We start from the raw sequence: 13,035 nt of genomic DNA, 5'->3' as shown, positions 1-13,035 counted from the left end.
ACATGAATGCCATCGCTTGCATAATCCATATATAATGTGAGCCTAATAATACTATGTGGCATGGCTGAAATAGAAAAAGCCGCCACTCTGATGGAGTGACGGCTTCGCTAAAATCGGTTTCAAAGCGCCGGTACAAACAAATCCGGCGCTTTTAGTCTCAGGCGGCGTTGGAGGCCGGCTGGGCTGTCAAAAATGAATAGAGCGCCTGTGCATCATGGGTGCCTCGCAGCTTGGCGACCATATCCGGATCGCGGAGCATACGCGCAATGCGCGACAAGGCTTTCAGATGATCAGCCCCGGCATTTTCCGGAGCCAACAGCAGGAAAACGAGATCGACAGGCTGATCGTCCAGCGCCTCGAAATCAACCGGCGTTTCAAGGCGCGCGAAGATACCGGCAATCTTGCCGATATTCGCCAGCTTGCCGTGTGGAATAGCCACACCGCTGCCCACCCCGGTCGAACCGAGGCGTTCACGCTGGAGAATTGTTTCGAAAACTTCACGCTCAGGGAGACCGGTCAGTTCCGCAGCCTTTTCAGACAAAATCTGCAAAAGCTGTTTTTTGGAGCTGGCTTTCAGCGCGGGGATAATCGCCCCCGGCTGAATCAGATCACTAAGATCCATTCTCTCCGTTCCTTCTTCAATCAGGCCGTTTTCGGCCCGGTTTTAGGAAGCGCACGCAACTACCCACGAATGGGCCCGCCCTTCACAGCGGTTACGCATAACGTGCGCTTCGGGTTTGCCGTCAGACGCGAGGCGCGGCCTGGCGGGTAACCGTCGATGGGTCAACCCAGCCGATATTGCCGTCCGCTCGACGGTAGACGATGTTTACTTCATCATTGCCCGCGTTCCGGAAAACCAGAACCGGATTTTCAATCAGATCAAGCTCGACCACCGCCGAAGCCACCGACATGGTGCGCAGGGCGACAGACGTTTCCGCCACGATGGTAGGCGCATAATCGGCCGGAAGCTCCTCCTCTTCCTCCGGAAGCGGTGCCATAACACGATATGCCACGTCGTCATAGATCGCATTTGGCTGAGTAGCCGTACGCGACTTCAGACGGCGCTTATAGCGCCGAAGGCGGGTTTCAATCTTGTCCGCTGCCGCATCAAAAGCCAGCTGCGGATCCTGCGCATCACCAGTACTTTGTAGCGTCGCACCACTGTCGAGGTGCAATGTACAATCCGCACTGAACCGTGAGCCGGACTTCGAGACCGTTACCTGCCCGGAAAAGCCATGATCGAAATATTTGCCGACCGTTTCATTCACCCGATCTACGATCCGGGTTGTGAAAGCTTCACCGACGTCCATATGCTTTCCAGATACACGCAGAGTCATTTGGCACACCTCATTTGCGTTACACCACAGGGCTTAGTCTAATCACAAGGCAAGCGAAGCGCAAAGCGAACCGTCATCAAAGATGGCATTCATCCTACGGGTTTTTCAGACTTGTTCCGGTTTGCCGGTCAGAGCCTTGAAGCACCTTCAAAATCCACGCTTTTCCGATCAAAAACCGGTCAAACGGCACCTTGAACATTCCTTGTCTTATGCAACGCCCCAAACGCGTGATCGTTGCCCTTTCTGCTAAACTGCCTTTCCTTTAAGCAATCGGACATCCGCTAACTCTTTCAGAAAAAGCCGATGCATATTTTGTGCCACATTCGCAAAAGCCCGCAAAACCGGACTAATCCAGCTTTTTCGGGCAAGCGCTGCAGCGCGAGCCGGGCTTCTATTGATTGAAACGTCGCTTGTCAATTGGTCCTCCTGCCAGTTGGCCAACCCGAAGCGCTGCCGGTTCTCCCGATCATGATCGATTTTTTCTGATCGAACGGCGCTTCAAGTTCAAAATTTCAGAGCCTTCTTTTGGGTTTGAACCGGTCAAAAATCGCTCTGGAGGTACAATCGTCTATTCCAGACCACCGGGTAACCGGTGGTTTAAACAGTTGTTTTGACACACATCTCGTCCGAAAACAGCTTCGCGTTCCGGGATGCGCTCATCAAGAGACAGAAAGCTTGGCTTTCTTCTCGCGCCTGCGCTGAACCGATGAAGCAATATTCATCGATTCCCGATATTTTGCGACAGTTCTTCGCGCAATATCCACACCGTCTTTCTTCAACGCATCAACAATTGCGTCGTCAGACAGAACATCATCTGGCTTTTCAGCATCGATCATCTGGCGAATACGATGCCGAACACTTTCGGAAGAATGGGCGTCACCGCCCTCCGACGAGGCGATGGAAGCGGTGAAGAAATAGCGCAACTCAAACACGCCGCGCGGCGTTTCCATGAACTTGTTCGCCGTCACGCGGCTGATGGTGGATTCATGCATGCCCACCGCATCGGCCACCATCCGCAAGTTCAGCGGCTTGAGATGGGTGACGCCGTGGCGCAGAAAGCCGTCCTGCTGGCGCACGATTTCCTGCGTCACCTTCAAAATTGTTCGCGCACGCTGATCGAGACTGCGCACCAGCCAGCTCGCCGTCTGCATGCAATCGGCCAGAAATGTCTTTTCCTCAGCCTTCACCGAAGCGCTTACCTCGGCATAATATTCATTGTTGACGATCAGCCTCGGCATGGCCGCCGGATTGAGTTCAATGGCCCACCCACCGTCGCGCGAAGGTGTGACGACCGCATCCGGCACGATGGCGTCTGCTACCGCCACTTCGAACAAAGCGCCCGGCTTCGGATCCAGCGTGCGGATCTCGGACAGCATGTCGAGAATGTCGGCCTGATCAACCCCGCAGAGTTTTTTCAGCGTGGCGAAATCGCGCCGCGCCAGGAGGTCGAGATTATCGACCAGTGCTGCCATGGCCGGATCGAAACGGTCCTTCAGGCGCAGCTGGATCGCAAGGCACTCCCGCAGGTCGCGTGCAAAAATGCCAGGCGGATCAAAGCTTTGCATCACAGCCAGAACGCGCTCCACCTCCGTGGTCTCGACGCCGAGATTTTGCGCCAGCCCGATAATGTCCACGCGCAGATAGCCGCTCTCGTCCAGCGCATCGGCCAGAGCCATAGCGATGAAACGATCGGAAGTTTGCGAGAAGGTCAGCGCAATCTGCTCACCCACAAAATCAGCGAGCGAGATCCGGCTTGCCGTCACCTGATCGAGATCGTACCCGCCACCGCCACTGCTGCTATAGGTGTCGAGCGTCGACGATTTCCACTGGGCGGCGAGGTCTGGATTGATCTCGTCATAACGGCCCGGATCGTCGGGAAAAATGTTTTCCAGTGAACTGTCGAAAGTCGATGATAGGTTTTCAGCGGCGTCCGGCGCATCGGTCTTGAACCAGTCGGCTTGCCCCTCATCAAAGGGACCATCCTCATCCGACTGGCGGTCATCTGTCAGGTCGCCGCTTGCGGAAGAACGCTCATCGTCAGGTGCAGCGTCAGCGCCTGCGAAATCATCATTCGCTGCCTCTATTCTGTCCAGCAGCGGGTTCTTTTCTATTTCCAGATCGAGAAAATGCTCAAGTTCAAGATGCGTCATCTGCAGCAGTTTTATCGACTGCATCAGCTGGGGTGTCATCACCAGCGATTGTGACTGACGGAAATCTAGCTTGGGCGACAGAGCCATACGACGCGTTATTCCCCCTGCGAACGACCGGTCGACCAAAACCCTGAGCCGCTATTTCACCCGGTCTTTCTGACCGGAGTTTCCTCCCGATCAAAACTGGTATGATCCTTGCTTGTCAATTCAGAATGTGCAGTTTTGGGACAAAAGGGGAAAATAGTCGCAAGATTGATGCATTTTTTGGAGCGGCTTTTATGTTAGCCAGCTCAAATAGACCCGAAAGCCAGAGCTTTCAGGTCAAACAGATTTTCAGTCAGGCAAACTTAAAGCGTGTCGCGTTCAATCATATTCAAGTGACACGCTTTAAGCTTTTGTTTTCCGCATATCTTTATCCCGAAACCGGTTCCCACTTTCGGGAGACATGCTTTAGAGCGTGAACTGATCGCCGAGATAGAGACGGCGCACGTCCGGATTGGCGACGATCTCGGCCGGGCGGCCATGGGTCAGCACCTGACCGGCGTGGATAATATAGGCGCGATCGATCAGACCGAGCGTTTCACGCACATTGTGGTCAGTGATCAGAACACCGATACCGCGACTGGTCAGATGGCGCACGAGCTGCTGAATATCCGAAACCGCGATGGGATCGACGCCAGCGAAAGGCTCATCGAGCAGCATGAAGTTCGGGCGCGAAGCAAGCGCGCGTGCGATTTCCAGACGACGACGCTCACCACCCGAAAGCGAGATGGCAGGTGCTTTGCGCAGATGCGCGATATGGAATTCTTCCAGCAGTGCGTCGAGTTCGGAAGCGCGCTTCTTGCGGTCCTTTTCGACCACTTCAAGCACGGCCTTGATATTGTTCTCGACCGAAAGGCCGCGGAAAATGGACGCTTCCTGCGGCAGATAGCCGATACCGAGACGCGAGCGGCGATACATCGGCATCGACGTCACGTCGAAACCGTCAATCTCGATGGAACCGGCATCGGCCGGAACAAGACCCGTCACCATGTAAAAACAGGTTGTCTTGCCAGCGCCGTTTGGACCAAGGATGCCAACCGCCTCACCGGCGCGCACGCCGAACGAAACACCATTGACGACCTGGCGACCACGATAGCTCTTGCAGAGACCGCGCGCGACCAGCGTGCCCTTCAGGCGCGCTGTCTTGCCCGGCTGTGCTGGCATGACGCCATGCGCATCGCCCGAAGAGTCGACACTCTCGGCAACCGCCTGCGGTTCACCGGACTTCTTGTTCCAGAACAATCCCACGCGTGACGCCTCGGTCAGTTCTGCTTGGGCGCGGCACCGCCCTGCTGTTGATCCTTCGGCGCCATGATGATCGACACGCGACCCTTGCTGTTCGCACCGCTCTTGCAGCTTTCGACATTGGCGCGGCCAGTGTCGAGATGCGCCGTCAGCTTGCAGCCGGTGACGACATTGTCGCCGTCGGTCAGAACGACCTTCGAGCCCTCGAGAATCATGATCTGATTCTTCGCGTCGTAGCGGCCGGTATCACCCGTGGCGACCTGCGTGCCGGACTTCAGGTAAACCTTGCCGGAAATATCGATGTGATCGATGCTCGACGAATCAAGGCCGCCGACACCGGCGCTTGCCGGTTCCTTCGGGGCATCGCCGTCTTTGGCAGCCTTGTTGTAATAGACAGTCATCAGGCCTGCCTTCAACAGTGCATCGCCCTGCGCAACGGAAACATTGCCGGTGAAAACCGCAACGCCTTCCTTGTCGCGCATTTCCAGCTTGTCGGCGTCGATCTTGACCGGCGCCTTGCTGTTGGAAAGCTTGAGCCCGTTCACTGCGCCGCCGCTTGCAGCGTCCTGCGCCGAAGCGGCAAAAGGAGCGGCAACGATGCCAAGCGCCAGAACTGCGAATCCTGCCCGCATTGTGCGAGCCATAGTGCCCTTGATCATCTTGCCCGTCTCACGTTCCATAAATTTTCAGTCCCCCGAATGCAGGCGTCTAAGCTTTGAGTGGCCTGCGTCCAGATGCAACATTAAGCACTTTGCCGCCAAATGGGAACATTAGGCTTCGCAAAATGCGTACAAAAAACAAATCCGCGCCATCCCAAAAAATACGGTTGAACGCCTGATATGCCGTTATCGAGCACCCGGTCAGGGCGTCTTGTTTCCCGAAACCACGCTGCCGTCAACGGTCATCTGAACGCGGTTCTCAAAAATCAGAACCTTGCCATTGTCCTTGACCTGCATGCTGTCGGCCAGAATATGCGTATTTCCGCTGCGAATATCGACCGGTTTGTCCGTTGTGATCTGTCCACTCTTCAGATTGACATCTGCCGAGTGCATCACAGCACGCAAACCTTCATTTGTGGTTACGACAAAGTCCTTATCAAGTTGCAAACGACCATTCGCATTGTCGTAAATGCCCGATGCCGCCTCGACCTTGGCCACGCCGCGATCGCCCACCGGCAATTCGGCCTGAATGCCTTCGAGCGTGATGACGCCGCTGTTATTGGCTTCCTGCGTCGCCTTGGAAGCGGTCATCGAATAGGGTTTGTTGTCCTTGTTATAGCCATTGAGATGCGGGCTCGACATGACGAGCTTGCCGTTTTCGCCGCCATTATTCATCTCCACCTTGATCGGTGTGGCGGGCGTTGCAAGAAACGTATACCAGGAAAAAACAGCCGCAAGCGCGACAGCTGCAACCGGCAGAGCGGTTTTCAGCACCCGAACACGGATCGAATGGCGCTGCGCGGCATGAAAAAGTGAATCGGACTTCTGGGACGCACCAAAACGCACGCCGCCCTTACCGCGCCCGGAAGGGGCTGCGGTCTGCGCAACAGGGCTGTTTGTGGTGTCGGTCGTCATGATGTCCTTCAGATAATCCACTGTAGTCAATTCAATAATTTCCAGTCAAAGATCAGATTGCGCTCGATGTAGCGGTTCATTACCTGCAATCAATAGGCGCTCTTTCACTTCAATATGGTTTATTTGGGATAATTTGCCCGGATGCTCAATAGTGTGATGGCGGCGCAAAACATCGCACCTGTCCAAAAAACATAGACAAGTCCTGCTATCTCATTGATAAATCATCGCAATCAGCACCCGCACGAAATAAGTAGAATGCTAATCAACTCTTTGATACCACAAAATGGCCCTGCATTACAGCGCATCATGAGCGCTCGTAACTTGCGATTGAACACCTTGTTTCTGGTCAAAGACAGAATCTCGCATATGAATGTCATGACAATGCAGTTGTGCAGCACTATCTCTTTGAAAAGCGTAATTGAAGCGTCTTGCCGCCTGACTTAATTGGGGGCACAAAGATCGACATGGATTTTCATGACCGCCCGTTGAGGCTGGTCGCATTTCTAAAGACGAATGGATGGACAGAATGGCCCAGGACGCCGAAGCAATAATCGAAAGACGAAAGCTGCGCCGCAAGCTGACCGTCTGGCGCGTGGCATTTCTGCTTCTGCTCGCCCTTCTCGTCGTCGGTTTCGCTTCATGGTCGATGCGCGGCACGAATTTCAGCCAGCCGCATATCGCCAAGGTGCGTATCGAAGGCACCATCTTCGAGAATGAAGAGCTTTTGAAACGCCTCGACAGGATCGCCAAGAACGATGCGGTCAAGGGCGTGATTCTGGTTCTCGATTCGCCCGGCGGCACCACTGTCGGCGGTGAAGCGATTTATGAAGCCGTCCGCAAGATCGCCGAAAAGAAGCCGGTCGTCACCCAGGTCGGCACACTCGCGGCCTCTGCCGGTTATATGATCGCCAGCGCTTCCGACCATATCGTGGCGCGACAGACGTCCATCGTCGGCTCCATCGGCGTGCTGTTCCAGTATCCCGACCTTTCGAAGCTTCTCGATACGATCGGCGTAAAGGTCGAAACCATCAAATCCGCGCCGCTGAAGGCGGAACCCAATTATTTCAGCCCCGCCAGCGAAGAAGCGAAGGGCATGATCCGCAACATGATCATGGATTCCTACGCATGGTTTGTGGACATTGTGGAAAAGCGCCGCTCGTTTACGCATGAACAGGCGCTCGCATTGGCCAATGGTGCGGTGTTCACAGGCCGTCAGGCGCTGCAAAACAAACTCATCGACGGGCTTGGTGGTGAAGACGAAGCCGTTGCCTGGCTCGGCACCAAGGGTGTTTCCACCACATTGCCGCGCCTTGAATGGAAGCCAGTCAATAATGAAACAGGATTTTCGCTGCGCGATCTCCTCATTCATGCCGGTGCGCGGCTGATTGGCGTGCCGCAGGAAGCTGATAGTATGCTCAAGGAGATAGCAAAGGATCGCATCTTTCTTGACGGACTTCTCTCGGTTTGGCACGTTGACGGAAAGCCAGACGTAAACTGACGTAAATTCAGCGACCTAACATGTCTGGCGTCAGGCCTGACAGTACAAGAACAGGAAACAGGGGTTTAAAGCCGTGATCAAATCGGAACTCGTTCAGATTATCGCCAGCCGCAATCCGCATCTCTTCCAGCGCGATGTTGAAAACATCGTTGGCGCGGTATTCGACGAGATCACCAATGCCCTCGCGGACGGCAACCGCGTCGAGCTGCGTGGCTTCGGCGCTTTCTCAGTCAAGAACCGCCCGGCCCGCAGCGGCCGCAACCCGCGCACCGGCGAAACGGTGGACGTGGAAGAAAAGTGGGTTCCCTTCTTCAAAACCGGTAAGGAACTGCGCGACCGTCTCAACGGCGCTGTCTGATAGAAGATCATGCTGGCAAAACGTATCGTCGCAATCGTCATTCTGGTCCCGCTCGCGGTCATTCTGATCGCGCTGTCGGTTGCCAATCGTGCCACCACGATCCTGACGGTCGATCCGTTCAATCCGGGCAATCCGGCACTCTCCTACAGCGCGCCGCTGTTCATCTGGCTGTTTGGCGCGTTGCTGGTCGGCGTGGTGATCGGATCTGCCGTCACTTGGGCGACCCAGGGCAAGCATCGCCGCAGAGCGCGTGATCGCAAGCTGGAAGCGACCCGTCTTCTCGAACGTGCCGAAGCCGCCGAAAGGCGCAACACATCGGTCGCGAACTCCTGAAACGTCCGCTCTTTTCAAGCCCGGAAGCGAAACTTGCCGGTTTTCCGGCCCTGAAAAGGCCTGCGCGCGCGAAAGAACGTCGTTTTCCCCTTCCACACCGGCCTTGTTTATCCTACCTAGACCCCAATCATCGTAATTGGAGTTTCGGGTGAAAGCGCCAAAGGGAAAAGGCAAAAAGCCGTCGGGCGGCAAACAGGATCGCGGTTTCGAACGCGCGAAGCATGATGCACCGCGTCATGAAAACAAGTTCGATTCTGCCAATCCGGGTAAAGGTTCGGCCTTCAAGAAGCCGCGCCCGCAATTTGCCAAGGCCGCACCCAAGCCGGTAGCCACCGAAGAACGCGAACGGGTTGTCGCCCCGCTGCGCGAAATCAAGCCCTATACCGGCCCTCGCCCGGGCGAAAAATTGCCGGTCATCCTCGAAACCGAACCATCCGCCGATTATGCGCTGCTCGACAGCGGCAACGGGCTGAAGCTTGAGCAATACGGTCCTTACCGCATCGTTCGCCCGGAAGGCCAGGCAATCTGGCTGCCCAGCCTGCCGCAAAAGGAATGGGATCAGGCCGATGCGGTCTTCACCGGCAATACGGATGAAGAGGGCATCGGACGCTGGGCCTTCCCGAAAGTGCCGCTCGGTGAAACATGGCCGATGCAGCATGACGGCATCTCCTTCCACGGTCGCTTCACCTCGTTCCGCCATGTCGGCGTGTTTCCCGAACAGGCTGCGCACTGGTCTTACATGGATGGCCTCATCCGCGATGGCGTAAAATCCGGGCGCAGCGTCAAGGTGCTGAACCTGTTCGGCTATACGGGCGTTGCCTCGCTGGTTGCCGCCCGCGCGGGCGCGGAAGTTACCCATGTTGACGCCTCCAAGAAGGCCATTATCTGGGCGCGCGAAAATCAGGAAATGGCAGGACTGTCGGACAAACCGATCCGCTGGATTTGCGAAGACGCCATGAAATTTGTGGCGCGCGAAGAACGCCGCGGCAGTTTCTACGACATCATCCTGCTCGACCCGCCTGCATACGGACGCGGACCGAGCGGCGAAGTCTGGCAGTTGTTCGAGCACTTGCCCGCCATGGTCGATACCTGCCGCTCGATCCTGACGCCAAAACCACTTGCCGTGATCCTGACCGCCTATTCGATCCGCGCATCCTTCTTCGCAATTCACGAACTGATGCGCGACCGGTTCACCGGCCTTGGCGGCACAGTCGAATCGGGCGAACTTATCCTGCGTGAGCGTTCGGCAGGGCGCGCGCTTTCAACATCCATGTTCAGCCGCTGGGTAGCCAAATGAGCCGTAACGACGATTTTTCCAGAAACAGCGGTTCACGCGGTGATCATTCATCGGGACATTCGAAAGTCGGTCAGGTGAAGGAAGTCACCAGCCTGACCAATCCGATCGTCAAGGATCTGCGCTCGCTGGCATTGAAGAAATTCCGTGACCAGCAAGGCGTGTTTCTGGCCGAAGGGCTGAAGCTCGTCATCGACGCGCTGGAGCAGGACTGGCGCATCAAGACGCTGGTTTTCGCCAAATCCGGCAAGGGCAACAAAATGGTCGAGCAGGTTGCCGCCCGCACTTTCGCCAAGGGCGGACTGGTGCTGGAAGTGACCGAAAAGGTGATTTCCGCGATCACCCGCCGCGACAATCCGCAGGTGGTGGTTGGCGTTTTCGAACAGCAGTATCAACCGCTGGCAAGCCTCAAGCCGAAGTATAATGATGTCTATATCGCGCTCGACCGCGTGCGCGATCCGGGCAATCTCGGCACTGTCATCCGCACCGCCGATGCAGTCGGTGCGAAGGGCGTTATCCTGATCGGCGACACCACCGACCCCTATTCGCTGGAAACCGTGCGCGCCACCATGGGCTCGGTCTTTTCCGTACCGCTCTACAAGACAACGGAAAATGACTTCCTCAACTGGCGCAAGGGTTTCTCCGGTCTGATCGTCGGCACGCATCTGAAGGGCGCTGTCGATTATCGCACCATTCCCTATGCCAACAAGCCGGTTGTGCTGATGATGGGCAATGAGCAGCAGGGCCTGCCGGACAACCTCGCCAATGCGTGCGACAAGCTTGCGCGCATTCCGCAGGCAGGCCGCGCCGACTCGCTCAATCTGGCAATCGCCACGGGTGTCATGCTCTATGAAATCCGCCGCGATGCACTCGCCCTCGACGAAAGGGGATAATGATGAAGCGTCACGCGGTTCTGTCTTCGCTTCTCGTCGTCATTCTCACGGTTCTCATTGATCAGGGCGTCAAACATCTGGTCGAAACCCATATGGATTACGCCCAGCAGATTGACCTGCTGCCGTTTCTGGCCCTGTTTCGTACGCATAATGAAGGCATCGCCTTCTCAATGCTTTCCTGGCTGCACGACTGGGGGCTGGTGGCGATCACCGCTGCGGTCATCGTCTTCGTGCTTTATCTCTGGTGGACCAATGCGCCGGACCGTGTCTTTGCCCGCTATGGCTTTGCACTGGTGATCGGCGGCGCGCTCGGCAATCTGATCGACCGCGTGATGCACGGCTATGTGGTGGATTATATCCTGTTCCACCTGCCGACATGGTCTTTCGCCGTCTTCAATTTAGCCGACACCTTTATCACCATCGGTGCGGCACTGATCATTCTGGAAGAGTTTCTCGGCTGGCGGCGCGAACGCGCTGCCCGTTGAGCCTATTGATTGAGCGTCTAATATGACGCCCAATTTATTGCCCATTGAGAGGGTAACTTGATCGTTATCGGGCTTTCGCATAACGTGAAGCCCGTAATTTTAAAGACATTTGAAGGGGATAAGCGGCTCCCGTCCGAAATGACACATTGGTGACACGCTTCTGTCATCCTCACGTAGCACTCGCTCTCTAGTACCTCGGCATGCCGCAGTTTATCTGCGCCGCCGTCCTACGAATGAGAAAGCCAATTTCACTGCGTAATCAGTGGGAAAAGGTTCAGGAATACGTGAATAGACAAATCAGGAGCGAATCATCATGACAGTACTGCTTGGAATGGGCCAGCAAATCATTGATGATACGGTCATGTCAGGCTTAGAAGCACAACAGGCGCTATTCGCAACGGGTGATGACCCGATCGTTCTCGGACGTATCGGCTCGCTCGAAGTGCGACTTGCAAACTCTCGTGAAGCCATTGAAGCCGCGCAGGAACTTCGTTTCCGCGTGTTCTTCGAAGAAATGGGTGCGCGCAAGGAATCCATCGAGGCCGTGGAGCTTCGCGATGCCGACCGTTTCGACACGATCTGCGATCACCTTCTCGTCTATGATACTGCCCTGCCAGTCCCGGAGCACCAGCAGATCGTCGGCACCTACCGGTTGATGCGCAGCGATCAGGCCGACAAGGCGCTCGGCTTCTATTCGGCGGATGAATATGACGTGCAGCGTCTGGCGCTGTCCCGCCCCAATCTCAATCTGCTCGAGCTTGGCCGCTCCTGCGTGAAGGCGGAATACCGTTCGAAGCGCACGGTCGAGCTGCTGTGGCAGGGTGCATGGGCCTATTGCCGTCGTCATTCGATTGACGTCATGTTCGGCTGCGCCTCGTTCCACGGACCAGTTCCCGCCGCCCACGCGCTTGGCCTGTCGTTCCTGCACCAGAACTGCCGCGCCACGCCGGATTGGGATGTGCGCGCACTGCCGCATCGCTATCAGCCAATGGACCTGATGCCGAAGGAAGCGATCAACAACAAGGTTGCGTTGTTTTCCATGCCGCCACTGGTCAAGGGTTATCTGCGTCTCGGCGCGATGATCGGCGACGGTGCAGTGATCGATGAGGCCTTCGGCACGACCGACGTGTTCATCATCCTGCCGATCGAACGCATCTCCAGCCGCTACATTACCTATTACGGCGCTGAAGCGAACCGCTTCGTGTAGTCTGTAGATATTCCGGTTCTGACAGCCTGCAAATGGCACTGTTTTGCTCGTGGATACGCATGCAGCTACCGCGTACGGGAACATGCGCTATATCCAGATAAAGAATTCTTTTATTCCAATGTATAAAATACCAGTTTCAAACTATAAAACTCCATTTATATTACTTATGTAATATTTAAATAGGAGAAAAATTATGTTTGATAAATTGATTATTGCTGGCGCCATTTTGTTTTTTAGCAGTCCTTATGCATTTTCTGCCGATAGAGAAATATTTGGAAATTGCGAAAATTATAAAGGAGTTGTTGGAAAAATTAACTCTGTATCGGTAGGAGTAGACGAAGAAACAGCTGGTTACATCTCATTTGAATTCACAAAGAAAGATGGAACCGCAGGAGGTCCAGTTTCTGTGAAGAGTGCGACGGGGGACGCGGGAGGCCATGAAATGTTTCTGGCTTTAATGACTGCCACTATATCAAATTTAGATTTTGAAATTTACCGTTGTTTTAATGATCAATTAGCTGGATTTATTCTATTTCCTCCAGATAAACCAAAGACAAATACTGAAAAATAAGCCATTTCATTTCCGCCGTCTGAATATTCTCACGGTATACTGCTCAAG

At 55.2% G+C, this 13,035-nt stretch carries 14 protein-coding genes; 8 read left to right on the top strand and 6 right to left on the bottom strand.

Translation table 11 applies throughout. The features are described from left to right. Positions 1–157: 157 nt before the first annotated feature. The 6 genes from ptsN to lptC form a co-directional block, all read right to left on the bottom strand. Complete coding sequence (ptsN, locus tag QBD01_RS02435) at positions 158–622, bottom strand: PTS IIA-like nitrogen regulatory protein PtsN (RefSeq protein ID WP_078339638.1); 465 nt, start codon at positions 620–622, stop codon at positions 158–160. A 121-nt stretch (positions 623–743) separates the two neighbouring features. Then, positions 744–1,337 carry a ribosome hibernation-promoting factor, HPF/YfiA family gene (hpf, locus tag QBD01_RS02430; RefSeq protein ID WP_078339639.1) on the bottom strand — a complete coding sequence of 198 codons (594 nt, stop codon included), beginning with the start codon at positions 1,335–1,337 and terminating at the stop codon, positions 744–746. Positions 1,338–1,996: 659 nt separating this feature from the next. Next, the gene (gene rpoN, locus QBD01_RS02425; RefSeq protein WP_280991460.1) at positions 1,997–3,574 is read right to left on the bottom strand and encodes an RNA polymerase factor sigma-54; all 1,578 of its coding nucleotides are present in this window, start codon (positions 3,572–3,574) and stop codon (positions 1,997–1,999) included. Between the two features lie 363 nt (positions 3,575–3,937). Further along, entirely contained in the window at positions 3,938–4,777 is an 840-nt protein-coding gene (gene lptB, locus QBD01_RS02420) for an LPS export ABC transporter ATP-binding protein (RefSeq protein WP_182519186.1), read from the bottom strand. A 14-nt stretch (positions 4,778–4,791) separates the two neighbouring features. After that, positions 4,792–5,454 carry an LptA/OstA family protein gene (locus QBD01_RS02415; RefSeq protein ID WP_182519185.1) on the bottom strand — a complete coding sequence of 221 codons (663 nt, stop codon included), beginning with the start codon at positions 5,452–5,454 and terminating at the stop codon, positions 4,792–4,794. 180 nt (positions 5,455–5,634) lie between these two features. Further along, positions 5,635–6,348, bottom strand: coding sequence for an LPS export ABC transporter periplasmic protein LptC (lptC, locus tag QBD01_RS02410; RefSeq protein ID WP_280992093.1), 714 nt, complete (start codon positions 6,346–6,348; stop codon positions 5,635–5,637). 526 nt (positions 6,349–6,874) lie between these two features. Between lptC and sppA the strand changes: the two genes are divergently transcribed. From sppA to QBD01_RS02370, 8 genes are all read left to right on the top strand, one after another. Next, positions 6,875–7,846 (top strand): signal peptide peptidase SppA, encoded by a 972-nt coding sequence (sppA, locus tag QBD01_RS02405; RefSeq protein ID WP_280991459.1) that lies wholly within the window; start codon positions 6,875–6,877, stop codon positions 7,844–7,846. Between the two features lie 73 nt (positions 7,847–7,919). Beyond that, positions 7,920–8,204 (top strand): integration host factor subunit beta, encoded by a 285-nt coding sequence (locus tag QBD01_RS02400; protein WP_061344837.1) that lies wholly within the window; start codon positions 7,920–7,922, stop codon positions 8,202–8,204. A 9-nt stretch (positions 8,205–8,213) separates the two neighbouring features. After that, positions 8,214–8,537 carry a LapA family protein gene (locus tag QBD01_RS02395; protein WP_280991458.1) on the top strand — a complete coding sequence of 108 codons (324 nt, stop codon included), beginning with the start codon at positions 8,214–8,216 and terminating at the stop codon, positions 8,535–8,537. Positions 8,538–8,685: 148 nt separating this feature from the next. Further along, entirely contained in the window at positions 8,686–9,834 is a 1,149-nt protein-coding gene (locus QBD01_RS02390) for a class I SAM-dependent methyltransferase (RefSeq protein WP_280991457.1), read from the top strand. Then, positions 9,831–10,724 (top strand): RNA methyltransferase, encoded by an 894-nt coding sequence (locus QBD01_RS02385; protein ID WP_280991456.1) that lies wholly within the window; start codon positions 9,831–9,833, stop codon positions 10,722–10,724. The genes QBD01_RS02390 and QBD01_RS02385 overlap by 4 nt, the downstream gene beginning before the upstream one ends. A gap of 2 nt (positions 10,725–10,726) precedes the next feature. Then, positions 10,727–11,209, top strand: a complete 483-nt coding sequence (lspA, locus tag QBD01_RS02380; protein WP_280992092.1) for a signal peptidase II — start codon at positions 10,727–10,729, stop codon at positions 11,207–11,209. Between the two features lie 313 nt (positions 11,210–11,522). Beyond that, on the top strand, positions 11,523–12,416 hold the full coding sequence (locus tag QBD01_RS02375; RefSeq protein WP_182519179.1) for a GNAT family N-acetyltransferase: 894 nt from the start codon (positions 11,523–11,525) through the stop codon (positions 12,414–12,416). 193 nt (positions 12,417–12,609) lie between these two features. Then, on the top strand, positions 12,610–12,987 hold the full coding sequence (locus QBD01_RS02370) for a hypothetical protein (RefSeq protein WP_280991455.1): 378 nt from the start codon (positions 12,610–12,612) through the stop codon (positions 12,985–12,987). Positions 12,988–13,035 lie beyond the last annotated feature (48 nt).

It is taken from the genome of Ochrobactrum sp. 19YEA23 (genome assembly GCF_029909865.1).
In the GTDB taxonomy this organism is placed as follows: Bacteria; Pseudomonadota; Alphaproteobacteria; order Rhizobiales; family Rhizobiaceae; genus Brucella; species Brucella gambitense.
This window is presented reverse-complemented; position numbering and strand designations above follow the sequence as displayed.